Origin of the sequence: uncultured Tateyamaria sp. (assembly GCF_947496075.1) — a bacterium.
GTDB lineage: Bacteria > Pseudomonadota > Alphaproteobacteria > Rhodobacterales > Rhodobacteraceae > Tateyamaria.
Map to the genome: position 1 here is coordinate 693,118 of NZ_CANMBJ010000006.1, position 20,749 is coordinate 713,866.

The 20,749-nt window shown below is 53.5% G+C and carries 25 protein-coding genes; 15 read left to right on the plus strand and 10 right to left on the minus strand.

Annotated features, from left to right (window positions below; translation table 11 throughout):
* Window positions 1-148 precede the first annotated feature (148 nt).
* Window positions 149-790 (plus strand): hypothetical protein, encoded by a 642-nt coding sequence (locus Q1A51_RS22180; RefSeq protein WP_299602558.1) that lies wholly within the window; start codon window positions 149-151, stop codon window positions 788-790.
* A gap of 5 nt (window positions 791-795) precedes the next feature.
* Here Q1A51_RS22180 and Q1A51_RS22185 read toward each other — a convergent pair whose 3' ends face one another.
* Window positions 796-1,365: a hypothetical protein gene (locus Q1A51_RS22185; protein WP_299602561.1), complete on the minus strand. Its 570-nt coding sequence runs from the start codon at window positions 1,363-1,365 to the stop codon at window positions 796-798.
* Window positions 1,366-1,832: 467 nt separating this feature from the next.
* Between Q1A51_RS22185 and Q1A51_RS22190 the strand changes: the two genes are divergently transcribed.
* Together Q1A51_RS22190 and Q1A51_RS22195 are read left to right on the plus strand one after the other, a co-directional pair.
* A complete protein-coding gene (locus tag Q1A51_RS22190; protein WP_299602564.1) occupies window positions 1,833-2,180 on the plus strand; it encodes a helix-turn-helix transcriptional regulator in 348 nt (115 codons plus the stop codon).
* Window positions 2,167-2,652, plus strand: a complete 486-nt coding sequence (locus tag Q1A51_RS22195) for a hypothetical protein (protein ID WP_299602567.1) — start codon at window positions 2,167-2,169, stop codon at window positions 2,650-2,652. The genes Q1A51_RS22190 and Q1A51_RS22195 overlap by 14 nt, the downstream gene beginning before the upstream one ends.
* A 79-nt stretch (window positions 2,653-2,731) precedes the next feature.
* On the opposite strand, the gene Q1A51_RS22200 is transcribed toward Q1A51_RS22195, so the two are convergent.
* The 3 genes from Q1A51_RS22200 to Q1A51_RS22210 all read right to left on the minus strand — a co-directional run bounded on the left by Q1A51_RS22200 (window position 2,732) and on the right by Q1A51_RS22210 (window position 4,228).
* Window positions 2,732-3,058, minus strand: a complete 327-nt coding sequence (locus Q1A51_RS22200) for an H-NS histone family protein (protein WP_299602570.1) — start codon at window positions 3,056-3,058, stop codon at window positions 2,732-2,734.
* Between the two features lie 277 nt (window positions 3,059-3,335).
* Window positions 3,336-3,932 carry a hypothetical protein gene (locus Q1A51_RS22205; protein WP_299602572.1) on the minus strand — a complete coding sequence of 199 codons (597 nt, stop codon included), beginning with the start codon at window positions 3,930-3,932 and terminating at the stop codon, window positions 3,336-3,338.
* Window positions 3,933-3,943: 11 nt separating this feature from the next.
* A complete protein-coding gene (locus tag Q1A51_RS22210) occupies window positions 3,944-4,228 on the minus strand; it encodes a hypothetical protein (protein WP_299602574.1) in 285 nt (94 codons plus the stop codon).
* 297 nt (window positions 4,229-4,525) lie between these two features.
* Here Q1A51_RS22210 and Q1A51_RS22215 point away from each other — a divergent pair, with 297 nt between their 5' ends.
* From Q1A51_RS22215 to Q1A51_RS22235, 6 genes are all read left to right on the plus strand, one after another.
* Complete coding sequence (locus Q1A51_RS22215; protein WP_299671525.1) at window positions 4,526-4,885, plus strand: tyrosine-type recombinase/integrase; 360 nt, start codon at window positions 4,526-4,528, stop codon at window positions 4,883-4,885.
* Window positions 4,886-4,911: 26 nt separating this feature from the next.
* Complete coding sequence (locus tag Q1A51_RS24390) at window positions 4,912-5,136, plus strand: tyrosine-type recombinase/integrase (protein ID WP_366870268.1); 225 nt, start codon at window positions 4,912-4,914, stop codon at window positions 5,134-5,136.
* A 99-nt stretch (window positions 5,137-5,235) separates the two neighbouring features.
* The gene (locus tag Q1A51_RS22220; RefSeq protein WP_299602576.1) at window positions 5,236-6,327 is read left to right on the plus strand and encodes a hypothetical protein; all 1,092 of its coding nucleotides are present in this window, start codon (window positions 5,236-5,238) and stop codon (window positions 6,325-6,327) included.
* Window positions 6,328-6,688: 361 nt separating this feature from the next.
* Window positions 6,689-6,907 (plus strand): hypothetical protein, encoded by a 219-nt coding sequence (locus Q1A51_RS22225; protein WP_299602578.1) that lies wholly within the window; start codon window positions 6,689-6,691, stop codon window positions 6,905-6,907.
* The gene (locus tag Q1A51_RS22230; RefSeq protein ID WP_299602580.1) at window positions 6,907-8,982 is read left to right on the plus strand and encodes a type IV secretion system DNA-binding domain-containing protein; all 2,076 of its coding nucleotides are present in this window, start codon (window positions 6,907-6,909) and stop codon (window positions 8,980-8,982) included. Before Q1A51_RS22225 ends, Q1A51_RS22230 begins: the two co-directional genes overlap by 1 nt.
* Window positions 8,983-9,002: 20 nt before the next feature.
* A complete protein-coding gene (locus tag Q1A51_RS22235) occupies window positions 9,003-9,809 on the plus strand; it encodes a replication-relaxation family protein (protein ID WP_299602583.1) in 807 nt (268 codons plus the stop codon).
* Window positions 9,810-9,944: 135 nt separating this feature from the next.
* On the opposite strand, the gene Q1A51_RS22240 is transcribed toward Q1A51_RS22235, so the two are convergent.
* The 6 genes from Q1A51_RS22240 to Q1A51_RS22265 form a co-directional block, all read right to left on the minus strand.
* Complete coding sequence (locus tag Q1A51_RS22240) at window positions 9,945-10,829, minus strand: NaeI family type II restriction endonuclease (RefSeq protein WP_299602586.1); 885 nt, start codon at window positions 10,827-10,829, stop codon at window positions 9,945-9,947.
* Window positions 10,830-10,900: 71 nt separating this feature from the next.
* Window positions 10,901-11,857 (minus strand): DNA cytosine methyltransferase, encoded by a 957-nt coding sequence (locus Q1A51_RS22245; protein WP_299602588.1) that lies wholly within the window; start codon window positions 11,855-11,857, stop codon window positions 10,901-10,903.
* A 103-nt stretch (window positions 11,858-11,960) separates the two neighbouring features.
* The gene (locus tag Q1A51_RS22250; protein ID WP_299602592.1) at window positions 11,961-12,992 is read right to left on the minus strand and encodes a DUF262 domain-containing protein; all 1,032 of its coding nucleotides are present in this window, start codon (window positions 12,990-12,992) and stop codon (window positions 11,961-11,963) included.
* The gene (locus tag Q1A51_RS22255) at window positions 12,982-13,548 is read right to left on the minus strand and encodes a hypothetical protein (RefSeq protein ID WP_299602595.1); all 567 of its coding nucleotides are present in this window, start codon (window positions 13,546-13,548) and stop codon (window positions 12,982-12,984) included. Before Q1A51_RS22255 ends, Q1A51_RS22250 begins: the two co-directional genes overlap by 11 nt.
* Before the next feature lie 115 nt (window positions 13,549-13,663).
* Window positions 13,664-13,861, minus strand: coding sequence for an AlpA family phage regulatory protein (locus Q1A51_RS22260; protein WP_299602598.1), 198 nt, complete (start codon window positions 13,859-13,861; stop codon window positions 13,664-13,666).
* Between the two features lie 75 nt (window positions 13,862-13,936).
* Window positions 13,937-15,067: a site-specific integrase gene (locus tag Q1A51_RS22265; RefSeq protein WP_299602600.1), complete on the minus strand. Its 1,131-nt coding sequence runs from the start codon at window positions 15,065-15,067 to the stop codon at window positions 13,937-13,939.
* Window positions 15,068-15,747: 680 nt separating this feature from the next.
* Between Q1A51_RS22265 and Q1A51_RS22270 the strand changes: the two genes are divergently transcribed.
* From Q1A51_RS22270 to rplA, 6 genes are all read left to right on the plus strand, one after another.
* Window positions 15,748-16,431 (plus strand): hypothetical protein, encoded by a 684-nt coding sequence (locus tag Q1A51_RS22270; RefSeq protein WP_299602602.1) that lies wholly within the window; start codon window positions 15,748-15,750, stop codon window positions 16,429-16,431.
* 103 nt (window positions 16,432-16,534) lie between these two features.
* Window positions 16,535-16,732 carry a preprotein translocase subunit SecE gene (gene secE, locus Q1A51_RS22275; protein ID WP_299212244.1) on the plus strand — a complete coding sequence of 66 codons (198 nt, stop codon included), beginning with the start codon at window positions 16,535-16,537 and terminating at the stop codon, window positions 16,730-16,732.
* Window positions 16,733-16,900: 168 nt separating this feature from the next.
* A complete protein-coding gene (gene nusG, locus Q1A51_RS22280; protein ID WP_039689781.1) occupies window positions 16,901-17,434 on the plus strand; it encodes a transcription termination/antitermination protein NusG in 534 nt (177 codons plus the stop codon).
* 204 nt (window positions 17,435-17,638) lie between these two features.
* On the plus strand, window positions 17,639-18,787 hold the full coding sequence (locus Q1A51_RS22285) for an OmpA family protein (RefSeq protein ID WP_299602606.1): 1,149 nt from the start codon (window positions 17,639-17,641) through the stop codon (window positions 18,785-18,787).
* A gap of 188 nt (window positions 18,788-18,975) precedes the next feature.
* Window positions 18,976-19,401 (plus strand): 50S ribosomal protein L11, encoded by a 426-nt coding sequence (gene rplK, locus Q1A51_RS22290; RefSeq protein ID WP_299212236.1) that lies wholly within the window; start codon window positions 18,976-18,978, stop codon window positions 19,399-19,401.
* Between the two features lies 1 nt (window position 19,402).
* Complete coding sequence (rplA, locus tag Q1A51_RS22295) at window positions 19,403-20,101, plus strand: 50S ribosomal protein L1 (protein WP_299602610.1); 699 nt, start codon at window positions 19,403-19,405, stop codon at window positions 20,099-20,101.
* Window positions 20,102-20,749: the final 648 nt, after the last annotated feature.

The following is a 20,749-nucleotide window of genomic DNA, read 5'->3' on the forward strand; positions in this document are numbered from 1 at the left end:
TGCAGCTGCAATTATCATCTCAACTACGACTCCAGCAGTAGCTTGTCCGCAGGGATATGTTCCATGTGGCAAGGGTAGCTGCTGCATCCAGTAAACGAAATTGCAAAAGCAGTTATCATCATTGCGGCTATGGACACTTGCACTTTCTTTGTTCCTCATCGCACTTGCATTGGTGTGTCTATCAATTTATCGCCAGATTTCATCAGATGAGCTAGAGTGGACGCTTATAAAGTCTGGATATTATCCTATCGCGGCAGCGCCGGAAGACGCAACTTTAGGAAGCTTGATATTACTAAAGAGAGACGGATCGATTGAGACGCTCAACCCAACCTCAATGTGTGGTGTACCAGAGGCTGCATTAGCCGAAGATGACGGTGTGTTTGTTGTCAAGAGTCCTCTACCAAACATATCTAAGGCGCCACGCTTCTTGGATCAAGTATCAGAGAGCCTCAATATAGAAGCTGGCCAACTAGACTCTTATCCAGGAGAGTTGGTGGTAGATAGAGCGCTTGAAACTGCAGCCTACGTAGATTTCCTTGACAACAAATTCGAATGTTTCTCGGCACTCATTGACGGTGAGAATGACGACTGTTTTTTGTTTTATGCGTCGGAAATCTCCGTTGCAGGAAGACCTGTTGCCTTCACTACAAGCTTATCCTGTCAACTATTTAACTACGAAAATCTGACAGCAGAGCAAGTTGATTATCTTACTCGAAAAAAGCAAGTTAGTAAGCACTTTGGGATCACAATATTCCAAAGGCTATCTTTATTGATCGATGACCTACTTTAGCGTTCTTATGACACATATTCAATTGCCATCGGAGCATAGTGCTGCTCGGCGTCGGTACTAAAGATGAACTTTTGCAACCGCGAGAAAGATTGTTCCAACTCAACAAAGCTTTCGACATCAAGATTTCCTGGTTCAACCAAAAGGTCCCCTAGCGAAAAGTTGAATCCAACAACATTTATCGCCGCAAATGCTTCCGTATTGTTTAGTTGGCCGGCTGCAGCAAGATTCGGGATGGTGAGTTCAAACCCCAGATTCAATTCAGATGTAGCGGCGATCATACGCACCGCGACTCCAACGTTAATAGTTTCACCAGTTGTGCTTTTTATCTTGTTGTATCTTCTTACCTCATGAACCACGCTCGCAAAGCTCTGCGAAGCTCTAGCCCCAAAAATTCCGGCCAAGAACGTCGTTTCTGCTTGTGAACTTTTTCGGATTACGTGGTACTTCGCATCTGTAAAGGGTAGCTGAAGCTTTGATCCATCGCTGTCGGCGTCCAAGTTGTTTTTTTCATTGTGTTTAGTTGAGTTTAAAAGATCGACCCTCGGCGCACTGCCGGGATCAAGAACAATTGACATTGTCAGTACCTCAGATGGCAAATTACTTTTGGCAACTTCTGGTCGAAGTTAGCGCAGTAGCTTTTTGGTGTAAACGTGTTGTTGTTTGCCAGCCAGCCTCCACCACTTGCCAAGTGGTCCAATCTGTCCTGCACTGAAAGAATTATGTTTGAGGCGCGTATACTAGGTTTCCAGCCTCGGCTAGTTCAGCCGCTCTCCGGGGCTTAGAAGCATCAGTCGCGAGATGTTGCTGAGCCCTGTTCTTTCGTATTGGCAGAGACAAACGCGCAGTTGCGAATGTTCGCTGGTTGCCGGACCCATCAGGGGTCCGGTGCCAAGCACCCACACTGCACGAAACGTTCGTCCTGCAAAACGCGATCCCGCCGAACCTATAACGTCAGACCATATCTTGCCTGCTAGAGGCAGACTCCTTGGCAACATAGACTGAGTGTCCTCACCACGAGGATTTAATCAGTAAGTACAACACTATGAGTTCTCAATTTGCCCTCGACTTGCGCCTGGCACGCAAGAAAGCGGGCTACACCCAAGATGATCTGGCACATCTTCTTGATACGCATCAGACGGTGGTCTCACAGCTCGAGCACGGCAAGCGCCGTCCCAGCCTGATCGAGATCATCGATCTGTCGCTCGTTTATGGTCGTTCCTTCGAAAGCTTTTTGGCAGAAGTGATGGCCGAGCGAAAGCAACACTTGACAACCCGGCTCTCAACGCTTCCGGCACCTGGTCGCAAAGCCATGAGCACCTTTAATCGCCCGGGATCTCTGGCGCGCATGAAGCGTCGATTGGCGGAAAGCAACGATCATGGCTGCGCATAAGGTTCTGTCACTGGCGGTTTCTTCCGGACGTGTCGGCTATGTGTTCCTTGAGGGCACCCAGCTGCTTGATTGGGCGGTAACCACGACCGTCTCGGGCAAGGCCACCGATATGGTTGCCTTCGTCCAGGAACTAATCAACACACTGAAGCCTGATGTGGTTGTAACCGAGAAGTGCGACCAGAACTGTCGAAAGGGCAGTCGTTCAAAGCGGCTCATCGCATCAGTTGCTGAGCTAGCCAGCCACAACTATGTTCTTGATGTTGCAGTATCCCGGCCGCGCGTCTTCCAATCGAAGTATGAAGAGGCGGAAAGTGCGGTGCAGCGGCACCCTGACCTGATCGGGTACCTGCCCGAGAAGAAGCGCCGCTTCTTTGAAACGGAGCCGCGCAACATGATTGTCTTCGACGCCTTGGCATTGGCCGAGGAAGTCATCCACGGCCCGCCAAATAAACTGGCGACTGCCCTAGGGTAGAAGAGAAGAAAAGCGCCCAACCAACGGGGCGCTTTTTTCGTTGCCCGAAAATAATCGGAGAGGACGAGAGCTTTTGAAGCTACTTGATGAGGTAGTCCTTGAGCGCTTTGCCCGAGGCCAGGCCATCTTTAATCCAGCCTGGTTGGCGACCCTTTCCTGTCCACGTCACACTCGGGTTTTCGGGATGTTGGTACTTCGGTTGAGATGGTGCCCCAACTCGTTTTGGCTTCTTCGAGCCATCCATTAACTCGGCGAGTGTAAAGCCAAATTCTGCGGCGGCTTTCTGGGCTGCAGCCAAAGCGTCTTTGCGCTCGGTTTTTCTTGCAACAATAATCGCGGCACCCACGTCACTTCGAAGCTGACTCAGCTCTTTCAGTGACATTTTCTCCAGATTGATCTTGGCCATTTCTCAGTCTGCTCACTTTTTGTTCCGATCTCTTCTCGTACCGGCTTTTGCCAGGTTCCGCAAACAGCACCAAGCTGAGTCAGTTCATTGCCGCATTGCTGCAAGGTTCAACATCTGTCCAACGACATCTGATGAATACCTTACCACCGATGCACACAATTCAATCGAAAAATGGTGAGACAAGCGGAATCCCCGTACACCCTATAAAAGCGCTGAAGCCCTTCAAGCTGTCTATCAATGGTCTGGTTGTCATTGGCATCAGCTTGGCGAAGCCGTCCTATTGCGCTTTGCAGGCATTCACCAAACGATCAAATGCTGTTATGGCCTCGGGAAGGTCAAGCTTGGCCTCTTCCGGAGCCACATCGACGAAGCCCGAGCGAGCAACCTTCGTACCGGGATTGAAGCCACGGTTGCCATCCCAGGCGCTCGAGCGAATGCCGTCGGTTATCAGATGGTGCGCAAAGTCAGCTAGGTATTCCACACGAGCGTCTTTCTTTCCAAACACACCTTTTGATACCAACCCCTCGTTCCCCTTGGTCAGCACATATTTCACCTGACTGCCAGAGAAAGCGCTTTTGCTGAAATCGTATGCGCGCAAGGGCAGCTCGCTGTATGTGATGTCAATCTCGGTAAAAAACCCGCCGCCATAGGCGTTGTTCGAGACGCGTATCCGGTAGTGCTCGGTCGTCAGAACACAGTCTGCGACAGAGTGTTGAAAATACACATCGTAGTTGCGGTTTCCCCGGTCGTTATATGCGGCATACAGATTGAGGTCTGCGAGGGCTTGTTCCACTGCTGGTGGGTTCTCCGCATACGCCACTGAACCAAGCGCAATTGTGGCAGCCAGGACTGCAGCCGCAACATTCTTGGACACTGACAAAAAACCTAGCATTGGCTTTGCACCCGCGCTGATGCCTGAGCCGGATTAAGCCCTTGGCTGTATGCCTGTTGGCGCACCCGATTGTAGCAGGCGCGTTCGGCTGAGGTTGGGGTCGGTTTGCCGGTCACCGCCTGCCGGACACCGTCAGAGAATTCGCGCAGTGGTGATCCTTCTGGCTGGTGTTGTCCCACCGCCGTGGCTGATGCGCCAGCGGTGACAGCCGTGGTCGCCATTAAGACCGGGGCAGCACAGCCAGAACAGGCAAGCCCCACAATCAATGTAGCGCACATGCATAGTGGTTTTCTCGCAAAAATCTTCATCAGTCCCCTCACAGATTGACAGGTGCTTCTCTGGCCCTTGCCGGTTGTGATCCGCGCTATCCCCTGTGGATGACTGATACAAAATTGGTAATTCTGTACACTGTATTGGTTAGCAATGACTTAGGAGGCAATGCGCCCAAATAAGTGTAAGAAAAAGAAACCTGATCCATCGATAATCCCCTGAAATGTATACGCAAAACGCGTCTGATGCAGAATTACCAATTCTGCATCAACGTTTTTGAGGCAGTGGTTTAGGGCCCATCCACTATGTCCAATTCACCAGTCAACATGATGCGCCTATATAGCGCTCAAAGCGAGCGTTTGTATCTCAACTCAACCGAGGTGGACCGATTTCTGCATGCCGCGAACGACGCGCCAGAAATGGTCCGGCTGTTCGCGCTCACCCTTGCATATACGGGTATGCGGCTTTCGGAAGCTTGCTGCCTCCGCAGGGACAGTATTCAGGCGGACGCTCGTGTGTTGTCGGTGCTCTCACTCAAAAAACGACAGAAACGGGCTGTGCGAGAAATTCCTATTCCTGCCGAACTCGCTCTGGCTTTTATGTCGCTGGACTTGGAAGGGGGGGGCTGGATTGGGGTGATCGATTGTCGCCGGTACCGCGCATAACAGCGTATCGTTGGATCAAGCACCTGATGGCACAAGCCAAGATTGACGGACCAAAAGCGTGCCCGAAGGGACTACGACATGCCTTTGGCGCGCGGGCAACCGTGGCAGGTATTCCACTGCATATGCTGCAACGATGGATGGGACACGCTTCAATGGAAACTACCGCGATTTACGCGACCGTATTGGGCCCTGACCAATTGCACTTGTCTGACCAGATGTGGGAAGCAATCGAAAAGCCAAAAAACATTTGACTCCAAAGAGCGTCACTTGGCAAATTTCCTGCATTGTTTAAGGGGGATTACAAGATGCGTTCATATGAAGCGGCACGTGGTACGTTCAATAGGCTCGAAATGACTGCCCAGATCATTTCGGCGGTTGGGACGTTAATGGCAATCGGCGGAGGAATAGCCGGGATCGCGTTATTGACTAATGCCATGCCTGGCTTCCTAGCACTGATCGTCTGCGCATTTCCTGGGTTGATGATTGCGATGTATGGCTCGTCTTGTCTTGCCGGTGCCCAAATGGGTCGCGCATCAGTTGACTGTGCTGAATACGCGCAGCTCTCTTTGAGTGTCTCTCGTCAGCAACTTGAATTGGTGCAAGAAGCTTTGAACTTCAGCAAATACCAGTCGCAATCGAGCTATGCAGCCAGGCTTGCGAAGGCCGCAGTTGATGCGGCGCTCGATGCATCCGACCGAGACACAACCACTGATGTCCGTGACGGTCCGACCTATGCCGATAGAATACCGACTGATGATGAGACAACACCTTCAACTATGTCGTCTGAACCGGAAACTGCGATCACAACTTCAGCACAGGACCATCAAGAAACCACTCTGCCACACGAGGTTTTGGTGGGCGATGTCTTGCCTGGGCCGGACGCTATGGAACACTTGGAAGTTGAGGTCATACCGGTACCTAAAGCAGAGGAGCAGAAGGCATCACCGCAGTTACCGGATGAAGCAGTTGAGATCGAGAACCTGCGTCGAGTTGAAGAGATCAAAGACGTGTCTGTCGGAGACAGCGTAACTGATCCTCAAGCCCTTGAGGATAAAGACCTCGCTGCGTCGACTGACGCTACCCCAGGGATGCCACCTGCCATCGCGGAGACGGAAGCCGAGGAACCAAAACAGGTCATTGCTGAAGCTCCGACGAAGAAAGAAATCATCGAAGCAGACGGTGTCTTTTCATATGGCACTATGACCTTTTCCAGCCGCGCGGCGGCGGAGCGATACGTCAGCCAGTTCGGCGTCAATAGCGATGCCAAACTAAGTGATGCAGCGAACGATTCCAGTTTCGAAGTCGCAGTCGGTTCTGATGCATTCAAGACAGAAATTGTGTGCCGAGATGGCCATTTTGTGGTCGGTGGCAAGGCCTTCAAAAACAAAGGTCCCGCCGTTGAGTACCAGCGCGAACTGCAAGCCAAAGCGTCGGTAACGTGACCCCCATACAGACCCCCAACCCGCATGGGGGTAATGCATGTGGATCAGGGCAGCTCATTGATGTACATAGGGTACCGAAAAGCCGAATTTCCCCTGATGACTTCACCTGCTTCTTGCTGGTGAAGTCTGCTCGCCCAAACGATGCTCCCTCTAGCGCCCTGGTACCGCCCACCCGTTCCCATCCGGATGTCTACAACCCCATGCTTCCGAGCAGTTCCTGATGCGTATCAATGTCCGTCACACGAACAAACAAGTTGGGTTGTTGTTCAAAAAGACGTTCATTGAGGTTTCTGTGTCCGTCCTCTTTTCTCATGAGGAAACCCAGATCATTCGACAGCGGAATCTGACCCGAACGAAGCTGATGACCAGAAGGCCCGCGACGGCCAAAGTTGATGATCACGATGAACCGTTCGAACTTCAGGTCCGTGACATTCTCAATGGCAAAACCGACCGGTTTTTGTTGGCTGATCCATCGGCTGCCAAGCGATATCAGGACGCACTTTTGGAAACCTTGGCGCAGCTGAAACTCTGGATCAGCGACAACGCTGAGATCGGCGATGATTTTGTGGTTGAGCTCTGATGGGACGTGATGTCGCCGAGTTGGCCTTTGGTCTCATCGGCACTGCCTTAATTGTGCTTGGGTTGCTGTTTGCCGCCGCCATCATCACGCCACTATTCTTGATTGGTATCGCTGCCTATGTCGGCATTCGCTTGTGGTATGAAAGTCCTACGCGGTTGGAGCGGTTGGCGTACGAAGAAACCATGCAGCTCTATCGCCACGCGCAAGCTGGCCAGGTGCACTTGTCTGAAGACGAGGTCAACGCGCGTTTGTCAGCGGCTTGGTCAACACAAACACCAAACGTGCTTTCTGAACAGCTTCTCGAAGCAGGTCGGGCTCTGATTGCGGCAGAGGGCTTGAACCCGGATATCCCGCCCCTTCCGGCCCTGTGCAATACGGTTGAAGGCGGGCGGTACCGCGATCTTCTGGCGCGACTGGGTCAAGCGCGCAACGACCGGCACATGCTCCTCTCGGCCCTGGATACAATTTCAGAAGCGTTGGCACCAATTGCCAATGCTGCGCCACCGATGAACGGAGATGTCTTGGTGCCAATGTCGCAATTTCTGACGCCGCTTGGACCAAACATTGAAGCAGTTGTGGCTCCGTTCTTTGAGGACACCGGATACAACCACTTCAAATCATTGCGTGAGCGACTGGACTACAACCTGCGCCAAACCCACCGGACGAACCCCGTTTATCCGTCAGAGTACAAAGGTGACGACGCCGTCGCCACCTACCTCTCAGGCACGCTTCTGGCAGACTTGTTTGCACTGAAGACCCCGTTTGCCATACCCGAAGAGCTTCGGTTCGAACACACCCACATCGTGGCGGGCAGCGGGCACGGCAAAACCCAAACCTTGCAGTACCTGATAGCACACGATCTGGCAGATGTGGCCGCTGGTGACAAATCCGTGGTGGTCATCGACAGTCAAGGGGATCTCATCAACACCATCCTCAAAGCCAAAGTGCTGGAGTCCGAAGACATCGTTCTTATCAATCCAGAAGACATTGCCTATCCGGTTTGCCTCAATCTGTTCTCAGTCGGTGCCGAGCGGCTCAAGGGCTACTCAGACCTCGAACGCGAACGCCTGACAAACTCCATCATTGAGCTCTATGACTTCGTATTGGGCTCGCTCTTGTCTGCGGGCATGACGGCCAAGCAAAGTGTTGTTTTCCGATACGTGACCCGGCTCATGTTCCATATCCCAAACGCGACTATCCACACGCTACAAGACTTGTTGGAAACTGGCGGCACTGAGAAGTACCGGGAATACATCGAACAGCTTGAGGGCACGCCGCGACGGTTCTTTGAAACCGAATTCGACAGCAAGGAATTCACCGCGACCAAAACGCAAGTGCTGCGCAGGTTGTATGGAGTGCTCGAGAACCAAACCTTCGAGCGGATGTTTGCCAATCCGCAGTCGAAGTTCGACATGTTCACCGAACTCAACGCCGGAAAGCTGATCCTGATCAATACCAGCAAGTCCTTGCTGAAGGATCAAGGCACTGAGATCTTCGGACGGTTCTTTATCGCCTTGATTGCACAAGCAGCCCAGGAACGCGCTGTGTTGCCGCCTAGAGACCGTCTTCCGGCCATCGTATACATTGATGAAGCCCAAGACTATTTCGACGCCAACATCAGCACGATCCTGTCTCAGGCGCGCAAGTACAGAGTTGGGATGGTGATGGCACACCAGTATCTCGGGCAGTTGGCCAGCGGTTTGCAGGAAGCCTTTGAAGCCAATACCTCGATCAAATTGGCCGGTGGCGTTTCTACGCGTGATGCACGAACGCTCTCAAGCCAGATGCATGCTCCTGCCGAAATGATCCAGCAGCAGCCCAAAGGGTCATTTGTGGCATTCCTGCGTGGCATCACGGACCGAGCAGTGCCAATTGCCTTTCCGTTCTTCGAACTGGAGAAACGCCCGCGCACCACAAAAGAAGAGCGTGCGGCTATCATGCAACACAGCCGTGACCACTACGCTGAACCGGCAGGGACCAAGGACGAACATAGCGAACCAGAACCGGAAGAACCGGAAATCACCCCGCCAGAAAACGATGAAGATGATCCAACAAAACCTTCGCCGGAGTTGTAGCGGAGGGCATGTTGCCGGTCATGACCCGCTCCAAAGCAAACGTCTCAGCCAATCTGACGCCCACACAACGCGAATTGCGTTGGTTGGCTCACATTGATCGCCATGGACCCCAATCAAGCCAGTTTCTCTACGAACTGACCCGCGACACACATCGCTGCAAAGACACGTCCTTGCGTCGAATGCAGGTGCTGCGAGAAGCTGGATACTTGCACCTGCCTGTGCAGCAACGTCAGATTGCCAAAGCTGAGTTCAACCCGTTTGTGTATGATCTGGCCACCAAAGGCAGCGAATATCTCAGCTACCACAAGACGTTGGAACGACATGCGCGACAGACCGGTCACTGGTGGCACACCTACTGGGTGTCGTCTGTGTCGAGCGCGTTAGAAATATACGCGAGGCGTTCCGGTCTAGAGTACATTGAAGCAGCCCGGATTCTGAGAATAAACGATGTCTCTGCGGCTATCCCCTTGAAACAGGGTAAGGTCGTTCCAGACCAGATTTTTGCCATCAAGTATCAAGATGGCTATCGAGCTTTTGCGTTGGAGGTGGATCGAGGTACCGAACCGGTCCGGTCAACAGCTGCCCGGAAGTCGCTCCAGCGGTCTGTGGAGCAATATCGCGAGGTACTGGAGCGCAAACTCCACGCACAGCACTACGGTCTGAACAGCAACCTGATCGTACTTTGGGTTTTTACGAGTGCTGCGCGTGAGCGGCAATTTCGAGAGCTACTTCCGACAGGCCAAAACGGGTTCCGATCTACCGTTTGTGAGGTGGGATTTCCCAATTGGGCAACAGTTTCGCATGCAACATGCTTGACAGACTTCTGATCTTTGAGTTGGCCTACTGTGCGCGACACCCACCCAAGATATGCGTCATACTTGGTTACCGTGCCCATCATATCTTCAAGAAGCGGCTACCAGTATCGCTAGGCAGCTAGCTTCTGAACCTGTGGGGATATGGGGTCATTCCTCAATTGCACCAATCTGCATCAACGTCTTTCGTTCTCGATCATTGCGGGGGGCTATCGCCATGAAAGTCCGTGGTGGAAGTTTGCCTCTATCGAGCTCTTGAAGCACGCCGTTTCCAAAGGTGTCGGACAACAGAGCGATACCTTCTGGGCCAAGCACACCACGCGCTCCTTGGTTCTTCCTCAGGCGTTTCATGGGATCATCTTGATCAAACAAGAGCGCTTCCACCACCTCCCGTGGTACCGGTTTCTCTAAGTTTTGTCTGAAGAACTCAGCGGCTCGGGCGGTACCTGGCTGCACTTTCCTGAGCTCGCGGAAGGCCGCCATATCGAAGGCACGCCAAACGGAGGGTGGATAACCGGCACCTTCCACCAACCAAAGTACGTTTTCGACCGCTCCTGATTTCACACCACGCTTTCCGTCTCTGTTGGGTGCATTCAGATAAGACTCGCGAGCCAGGATTACGCCCATCCAGCATCGGCTTTCATCTTCTTTTGAGTTGATCACAAGGCACGGGCCCTCGTCACGGTATGTCTCAGGTGGGATCATCCAGCTGTTATCGAGCGTATTTTTGATATCAACGTCGCGACTTCCGATGACTAAGTCACGAATGCCCTTTGGGGCACCCAGAATGTCGCGCACGTAGTGTTCGATCTTCAACCCAACAAAGGTCTTTTCGACGTTGTCCAGTTCTCGAATTTCGGTACGTCCGGTTCGGATTGGATCCAGCACGAAGTCGATGGCGTCGCGTACAGCTTGCGGAAACGCATCTTGAATTTCGGTATTGCCACCGGCGATAGCGAATATGCCGTCACGAATTCTGTTCAGTTCTTCGAAGTCTGGATGACCTGGTACCACCACTGACGGCAACATCTTCATGTTGCATCATTGACGCCATTCGCTTGGGATGTGGAGTCTAAATGATTGAAAAGGCCGGCGTTTCCAGGCTGCTACGCTACCGCGTACAGGGTCCTGGTTGTAAGCGCGCTATGCAGTTGCTTGCCAACGGCTGCGGCGACTGGCGGGGGGAATGCGTTGCCAACTTGTCTGTACGCGTTGGTTTTTGCGCCAGTGAAGTGCCAGCTGTCCGGAAAACCCTGAAGTTTTGCCACCATGGGAACGGTGAGGCGCGGCATACCGACATGATCTCTTCCCGGAGCTTCCGGTGCGATCGTTCGTCCCTCCACACCAAGTGATGCCCAGGCCTTGCGGGCGCGAGTTGGTCCGAGGTCTGGACCACCATGTTTCTTGCTACCGCCGACGATTGTGGGCGCTATCTCATTTGCATGCTTCACCCACGCATCAACACCATGCCATCCGTTCTCTGACATCATTCGCTTCAAAGTTTGGCCGACTGTTTTGGGCTTTCGCTTCGATGGCTGTGGCCAGTCAAAGTGTTCTATCCGGCTTTCTTCGATTGCAATTATAACAACGCGAGGTCGCAGCTGCGGCACGCCGTAGTCGGACGCGTTCAGAAGTTTTGGCTCAGAGTGATACCCAAGTTTTTTCAGCTGTTTCTTGAGGTGGAGGCGGTAGTCCTCAAAAACGGCGTCCAAGAAGCCGCGAACGTTCTCGATCATGATTGCACGCGGGCGTACGACATCAATGATGTCTATTGCGTCGTCAAAGAGGTTGCGCTCATCTTGCTGACCCAACTGTTTGCCAGCCTTAGAGAACGGAGGGCATGGTAGGCCGCCCGCTAGAAGGTCTGTGCCTTGATATTGGGCTGCGTCCTCTTTGAAGAGACGCATGTCCTCCTCTAAGACGTTCCACTTGGGGCGGTTGTGTCGAAGCGTGTTGCAACAGTGCTTGTCGATCTCCACCAAAGCTTGATGGCGGAACTCTGCTTTCTCAAGTCCAAGCGCCTGACCTCCAGCTCCCGCACACAGTTCCAAAGATGTCAGCATGTAGCGGGTCCTCCTAGACGCATATACAACAGGTTGCGGAATCTGGTGCAACCTTGTTTAGCGTACAGGGCGGATGTTCACAATATGTTCGCGCCACTGACTCTCAAGTCAGCTTTGCGAATAGAGCTTTGATTCGAGCGTTTCGGCTCGACCTACTGCGAGTTCTGGAGGTTGAGCCGCTACGGTAGTTTTCGATATCCTGATCTGTGTCTTCAGACTGGTACTCTGTAACAAAAATATCAAGTCGCTTTGGCATTCCATCAAGCGACAAGTCTCGTTCCACCAGCATTTGATCTACACAAAACAATGTGAACAGATGGATTGGTCTCGCGAAAAATTTCCGAGTTTCCGGATCGACAAGGTAGCTCTTTGAAGCCCGTTCGAGAAACGACTGAACCTTTGATATATCGTCTTTAGCTTCGGGGTACTCGTCATTGTATAAATCATAGATCTCGTTAATTGATTTAGTGTTTTCTTCTACTAAGCCCTTGCGCAAAAACATCAGCAAACTACTGGTAAACTCGATGTCAGCCATTCTCCTAACTTGACTGTCTCGAAATATCTGCAGCTCCTCGAACTCGGGTAGCTCGGTAATTGCCTCTGCAGCTTTGATGAACTGTCCATTAAACCCAGCGTTTCTCAGTTCCTGCGGGTTAAGTGATTTGTCCGTTTCGTTGAGTCTTTTGAATACATCTGTAATTTGTTTATCGGTAATATGGGAGGGAATGGTGCGTACATTAATTACGTACTCCCAAAATCCTTTTTTTGAATCTGCATCTAAGTCCTTCCATGACCGATCTTTGTAGATTCCCCATCCGTCAACTTCGTCCAGATATTTCGTTTGCAGCGACCATTCGTTTGCAGTGAATTGCAATAGTGTTGTGAGGCGTTGCTGCCCATCGACAATGCTATGTCGTTGTTTCCCGGTTTCGGGATTAGCTGGTTGCTGCCAGAGGTAGACTTCCGGCATCGGATATCCCATCAAGACGGTTTGAATCAGTCTTGCTTTTTGTCGTTCTGTCCACACCAGTCGCCGCTGAAATGAGTCATCAACGAAGAATGTTTCGTTTCTCAAATTCTCTAGAAGCTCTGTAATGGTTGGGCGTCCAGGTTGTATGACCTGATTAAGAGTCATTTTCTAACTTCCTCTTGATCTTTGCTAAGCCACTTGCGTGGTACGCAACTGCTGCTTCTTGACTTTCATAGATTCTGTATTTGAGCGGTCTCGATGAACCAGTTCTTAAGTAGACTTGCTTAGAGATCCCATCGAGCAACTTTACCCTCTTGCGGAGAACGTTCGTTTTGTAGTTTCCATCGTTCACCAATAGGGCAAATTTTCGAAATATTTCATCTGCGTGCCGCGTCATTACCCATCTGTAGCCTCGGTGGTACGCCTCTACGAGCTCATTCCAGACAGATCGAAAAAGAGTCTCAGAAACAATCACGAGATCCAAATCCGACTCATCATGAAAGGCTGAGAATGTCTTCTCGCCTTTTGGACTCATGCTAAAGCCGTAGATGGTGCTGCCTACCAGCGCGACTTGCTCACGTTGGACCCCGACGTGCTCTGCAACGACATCTCGAAAAAGTTCGTAGGTGGTTTCACCTCCAATTTCGCCGCACTGATCAAAGTACCAGTTTTCATTGCGAGACAGTATGTGTTGAGCCACCTGATTCACATCTGCGGCCAACAGGCACTCCTTAAACTCTTCGACATTCAATTCAGTTTTACCAATCCTGCTCTGCCCATTTCAAAGTGCACGTGGGGTGGCCGGGTTTGCAACCCCGGCCACCCAGCTCCTGAAATCAGGAGTGTCGGTTTGGTCCTTCTCGCTGCGCCAAGCGTTCTTGAAGCCAGTCCAGCACTTCGCTCTCAACCCAGCCCACCCGGTTCGGGCCCAGCGGTACCCGCTTGGGGAATTGGCCTGCCTTCTCCAGCCGGGCTATGTGTTGCGGTGAGTACAGAACAAGCTCCTTCACCTGACGTTTTGAAAGTATCCTCATCACGAAGTCTCCATGATTGGAGAGCAACGCGATGCCCTCAGGTTTCGACAAGTCTCCCGAGAGGCCTTGAGGATATCAATCAGTTACTAGCTTGGCGAGATAGTTGTCATATGCAGAGACGGCGCTTCGCATCTCTTCGAGATACGTGTGCCGATTATAGACTGCTGCCACACCGCTGATGGTGCCGGTGACGTGGTTCAATAGCTTCTCAGTGACATGTATTGGGGTGCCAAGCATGGCGTGGGTGGTGGCAAACGTGCGGCGAAGATCGTGCAGGGTATATGGCGCTATATCTTCAAGCGTTGCATCGAAGCGCTCTTTGGCCTTTCCCCAGCCGTTGAAAACCGTGCCGGTCTTTGTGGTTGAGGGGAAGAGATACTGGTTCATGCGGGGTGTACGTTCCAAAACAGCAGACAATCGTTCCCCAACTGGAATGCTGTGTGCGCGACCGTTTTTGGTCAGGTGAGCGGGTAGGGTAAGTATCCCGGAACTATCGTCAATGAAGTCCCATTCAAGCTGCGCTGCCTCACTGCGTCGGAGCCCGGTTAGAAGCAATACTTCTATAATTCGCCCAAAGGGATACGGTGCAGCTTCAGCTGCCATCACGACCGTCTTGAGCTCCGGCTCAGACAGCACATGCTCTCGCGCGGCAGCGGGCTTGAAGCCACGCACACCCTGCAAAGGGTTTGCTGAGATATAGTCCTCACGTACTGCCCAGTTGAACATGGTGCGGGCGGCGACAAACGCATGATGCTGCTCGCTGTTTGATGTCTGGATGCGGCGGATCTTTTGCAACAGGTCTTGCTTGCTGATGTCCGCGAGATTTCGTGTGCCGTATCGAAAGTGGGCGTCGAGCCGCTTTCGATAGTACGCTACGGTGTTGGGTTTGTTCTTGCGCTCACAATCCTGCAGGAATCGTTCGCGTGCTTGCTTCCAGCTGATAGAGCGCTGCTTGTCGATACCAAGAGTCACTTCGGCCAGCAGTTCTTTTGCTTTGTCGCGGGCTTGCTTGAGGCTGATGGTGGGGTAGCGTCCCAGCGTCTTGCGAGTGCGATTTGGACCGTACACAACCACGAAACTCTTGGCTCCACCCTGAGAGATGCGAACGCCAAAATTGCTTAGTCCTTCGTCCCAGTATGTTGTTTGGCCGGAGGTCGGCGGCGTAAGCGTCTTCAGGGTGCGATCAGAGAGGGCTGTTCTAGGCACTCTTAGGCTCCGTATAGGCTCAGAAAATACACGGCTTTGGGTGGTTTTCTATGGTTCGCTATGTTCAGTGTATTGGACAATTATCAATATAAATCAGTATTTTGCGTGCGTCTATGTTCATGTATGAAAATCTCCATAAAGGGATTGAAAATCCTCGTGTCGGTGGTTCGATTCCGCCCCCGGGCACCATTTAACAAACTGACATGACTGCACTTTTTGCGTGTAACTGATCCATGTTTTGGTCAGGTTTGATGCTTTTGGCCCGCCTGCGGTTCACTACTTCCAGCGTGGCCAAGGTCTTCCGCTTCTTGTTGGCAAGGTTCTCAGACCGCGAATATGCGACCGGAGCCGTGGACGGCACTACTGGCCGGTTCGCACGCATTGAGGAAAGCAAGGCGTGTGCCCACACCAAACCCGACTCACTAAATTGCGCCCAAACTGTGGTCGTATTCTGAAAACATCCGAACTGATCACCTGAATTGCGAAACATTTGCAGGCAAGAACCGTATTTTGTCTCGGCACGGTTTCCAGTGCCTCATTTTCGCCATATTCGTGACACCTGCGCCACACATTCCGGCCCTAGCTTCGCCTTATCCGCCACGCGCGAATTAACAAGAACGCCCGATCTGCCAAGGCTGGTAAATAGAGCTCCGGCTGGTATCGGGGCAAGGAAGCTGTCGATGAAATACACGTTGATCCCAGGTCAGCCTCACACCGCAAGTGAGGAAGAAACGATGTCAATGATCCGTTCGGTCCTGACGGATGAGGCGGATACCTCCAAGTCTCAGCCTCGCAATATCGATGTGACGGACATGGACGCGCCTGGTTCTCAAGACGTTGCGGCCCGCGCCTTTATCGAACGTACGCCTCCGCCAGCGCCACGCCGTCGCGCAACAGACCTGCCGGAACTTGAAAAAGATACGTATGCGCAGAAACGCGCCGGCCTCTTCCGCCCATTGACAAGCATGATCTCGCGTGTCCGCCGGTTTGAACCCAAAACGCGCCATCTGGCGCTGGCCAGTGCCGCATTGCTGTTTGTCGTGCGCCCACATTGGTTTGTAATCGCTGCGGTCATTGCTGTTGTGCTTATCGTCGCGACCTTCCTGACGTTGGGTGCAGATCGGATCTGGACGTCCGTTCTGGGCTGGTTGGACCGGATCGAGATGAAAGACCATGGCCGCGCCGAAGATCTGCGCGCCAAACTCGACACGTTTGCCTATCGGTGGGACAGCGTGTTGGACGTTTTCCCCGATGGCATGGTCGACAGCCTCTACATGCCGGATTTCCAATCGCTGCAGCAGGCCGAAGCCGAACATCAACAGGTTGTGGCGGAACGCCTGAGCAGGATGGCGCAAGAAACCTAATCAGCATCCACACCTGTAGACGTGCAAGGCGGGCGCAATCCCGCCTTGAATTCGTTCTTGACTGCCGTTACATGCGATCCATCCGCAGCAAAGGACATGATCCATGGCCACAACCAACCCACTTCAATTCATCCAGCAGGTGCGCTCGGAAGTCGCGAAAGTGGTGTGGCCAACGCGGCGCGAGGTATTCCTGACCACTGTCATGGTCTTTATCCTTGCCGCGCTGACAGCCGTGTTTTTCGCCCTGGTCGATATCTTGATCCGTGGTGGGCTCGAGATGGTGTTGACGACCTTCGGGTAACGCCAAGCAGGCGCGAGCCTCTTGCACTTTGATATGGTGCAGAGTATTTCCCGATCCTGATCTGAAACAGGCGCGCGGCGATTCGAGCCCCGCGCCGCTTTTTATTCAGGGCGGTGGCACGGGCTGCTGCACAAGGCGTAACAAATCGGGCGAGGGGCCAGAAACAACATGGCGAAACGGTGGTATTCGGTCAGCGTTCTTTCGAATTTCGAAAAGAAGATTGCCGAGCAAATCCGAACCTCGGTCGAGGAAAACGGTCTTGAGGATCAGATCGACGAAGTGCTGGTCCCGACCGAAGAGGTGATCGAAGTCCGTCGCGGCAAGAAAGTGACAACCGAACGCCGCTTCATGCCCGGTTATGTGCTGGTGCACATGGAAATGTCCGACCAGGGCTATCACCTGATCAACTCGATCAACCGCGTCACTGGTTTCCTTGGCCCACAGGGCCGTCCGATGCCGATGCGCGATGCCGAAGTGAACCAGATCCTGAACCGCGTTCAGGAAGGTGAGGAAGCACCGAAGCTGATGATCAGCTTCGAGGTGGGCGAAAAGGTCAAGGTCAACGATGGCCCGTTCGAGGATTTCGACGGCATGGTCGAAGAGGTCGACGAGGACAACCAGCGCCTGAAAGTGACTGTATCGATCTTTGGCCGCGAAACGCCGGTCGAACTGGAATACACGCAAGTCACCAAACAGATCTGACCGGATCGCTGGACTATTTGAAAGGGCGCACGCAAGTGCGCCTTTTTTGATTCTGTGCATGAAAAATTCAAAAATTGAAAGTTATCCACAGGATCATCCACAAGCCCTGTTGACGAAGATGGCGGATTATCGCCTACTGGTTGATGTAGGCACACAATGTAGATGTGCCATTGATGGCCGAGCAGCGTATCTGGGGGATATTCTATGGCATTGACGTATTTGCGGGACAGCCTTCCTTGGCTGGTCCCATCTGCTGCAATTGTGTTTGCCGCATCCGGGTTTCTTGAGCTTGGGGGCGGGAAAGACGTCGCGCCTACAAGTGAACAGACATTTTCAAACGCAGCAGCACCACAAGGTGTAACGGCTCAACAAACACCGACCGAGACCGTCGAAGAAGAGGTCGTCGCGCGTCAGGCTGGACCCGAAACCACACTGACAAAGGTGGGCACATCAAACACCCGGGCTCAGCCGCTGGCCGCGGCCGCGCTGCCGCAACCCGCACCTGCACCGCAACGCACCGCGGCCTTGGCGACAACGCCAGCGGCCCCGTTCTTCGACGCCAACACCTTTGGCGCAGCGGCGCAGCAGCAATGCCTCGAAGATCTGCGCACCATGGCTGGTCAAGCACGCGTCTATTTCCCAAGCGGTGGTCTGAATGCGGATCAGGGGGGCATCGAACAGGGTCGCCTGCTCGGTCTGATCGCGCAAACCTGCCCAGATGTGCAGATCCGGGTGGAAGGGCATTCAGACCCCTCTGGGGATCCCGCGGCAAACCTGCGCCTAAGCCAGGCCCGCGCCGAGGAGGTCATCAAGCGCATCGGGGCGTCTGGCATCAATACGGCCATGTTCTTTGCCGAAGGTCTTGGTGATCGCCAGCCTTCCGGCATCGTCGGGCCAGAGCCTGCGTCGTACTATGATCGCCGGGTTGAGTTCTCGATTGTCGAAGAAGTGACCCGCGTGGCCGTCGGGGCACCGGCGGCGGCACCCAAGCCCTGGGCCAATGCCACTTGTGTCACGGCGCTCCAACAGGCTGTCGACACCACCATGCTGTTCTATGCGCCGCGATCGGTCTCTCTTGGGTCCAGCGACGTCGATACCGCGATGACGCTTGCTGCCATGGCGATGGAGTGCCCGCACGCGCGGCTTCGCGTGATTGGCCATCACGCGGGCGACCTGCAATCGGGTGAGAATGTGTCGACAGGTCTGCTGCGCGCCAAGGCGCTGATGGCGATGCTTGTCGGTCGCGGCGTGAAAGCCGAAGAGATCATCATCGCCGCCCCCTCACGCCCCTTGAACGATGCGGGCCTGCCGGGCAGCCGCGTGCGCTTTGACGTGATCCTCGAAGAGGGCTGATAACCCGTCCCCGCAGGGACAAAGCTTCAAAACAGGCTTGTAATTTGGACAGGAGCGCTGTAACCGGCGCTCTTGTTGCATTTGCAGCATCCCATGTGGGAGGCGCGACGGTCGCGACCGCCAGACCAGACCACATCAACATAGGCCAAGGGGCGCGTCCCGCGGCTGTTTGAAAAGGAGATTGGCACATGGCCAAGAAACTTGCCGGCACCATGAAATTGCAGGTGCCCGCCGGTCAGGCAAACCCATCCCCGCCGGTTGGTCCGGCGCTGGGTCAGCGTGGCATCAACATCATGGAATTCTGCAAGGCGTTCAACGCCAAGACCGCAGATCTGGAGCCCGGTGCGCCGTGCCCTACCGTGATCACCTACTACCAGGACAAATCCTTCGCCATGGATATCAAGACGCCCCCGGCGTCCTACTATCTGAAAAAGGCGGCCAAGGTGAAATCCGGCGCGAACAACCCGTCGCGTGAAACCGTGGGCACCGTGACAGCGGCCCAGGTCAAGGAAATCGCCGAAGCGAAAATGAAAGATCTGAACGCCAACGACATCGAAGGCGCAATGCAGATCATCCTGGGCTCCGCCCGCTCCATGGGCATCGAGGTGAAGTAAGATGGCAAAGCTTGGAAAACGCACAACAGCGGCCCGCGAAGCCTTCGCCGGCAAAGAGAACCTGACCGTCGAAGACGCGGTGGCCCTGGTTAAAGGAAATGCCAACGCCAAGTTCGACGAGACGATCGAAATCTCGATGAACCTGGGCGTCGATCCCCGTCACGCAGACCAGATGGTGCGCGGCGTAATTGGCCTGCCCAACGGCACAGGCAAAGACGTGCGCGTCGCTGTTTTTGCTCGTGGCCCCAAGGCCGAAGAAGCGCAAGCAGCCGGTGCGGACATCGTCGGCGCAGAGGACCTGATGGAAACCGTTCAAGGCGGCACCATCGACTTTGACCGCTGCATCGCCACCCCTGACATGATGCCCATCGTGGGTCGTCTGGGTAAAGTGCTGGGCCCCCGTAACCTGATGCCGAACCCCAAGGTTGGCACCGTGACCATGGACGTCGCAGACGCCGTGAAAGCGGCCAAAGGTGGCGAAGTTCAGTTCAAGGCCGAGAAGGCTGGCGTCGTGCACGCAGGTGTTGGCAAAGCGTCCTTTGACGAAGCCAAACTGGTCGAAAACATCCGCGCTTTCGTGGGTGCCGTTGCCAAGGCCAAGCCTGCTGGCGCGAAAGGCACCTACATGAAAAAGGTGTCGCTGAGCTCGACCATGGGTCCAGGCGTGAGCGTCGATGTCGAGAACGCTGTCACCGAGTAATCGGGCGACAGAAAGCATTTGAGAGGCGCGTATCCGAAAGGATGCGCGCCTTTTTTGTGATGTGGAGCGGATCGGGCATATCGAGCGCCACGATCTTCATCAAATCGGGCAACGGTCTGGCACGATGACCAGTGTAGCAGGACTATTCTGATCTCATCGTTTCAAAGTCATCCAATAGTCATGCAGCCAACAAGGGTAAAGGCGCGCCTTTACGATGCAGAGTGTGCGGAGTTTGCGAAGCGAGGTTTTGAAGCGTCCGCAATGAGCCCAGAGTTACAAGGTCATCGCTCCGAGATGAGTATCTGCCTTCGGTAACCAGCCCAAAGCGAGCGCTTGTTCTTTAGGTCCGACAACGAGATCATGCAGCCAAATACTTGTTGTTGGTTAATGCCGTTCCGACACGCCAATTTGAATTGTGCACCGAAGATGCAACCGGCACACGTTTCAGATCCATCACTGTGTCTATACAGACACTAAGTCTGCCACGCCAAAAAACATCATTTAAGCTGGGACGAAGCGACGTTAGTTTCCGAGAAGGGATTGATTCAAGTATCGGGGCGAACGTTGAAAACGAGAATAACCGGAGTGTTAGCCGCTTCACTCCTTTTTGCTGCTTGCAGTGTTTCAGATTCTTCGTCTGACAGATTC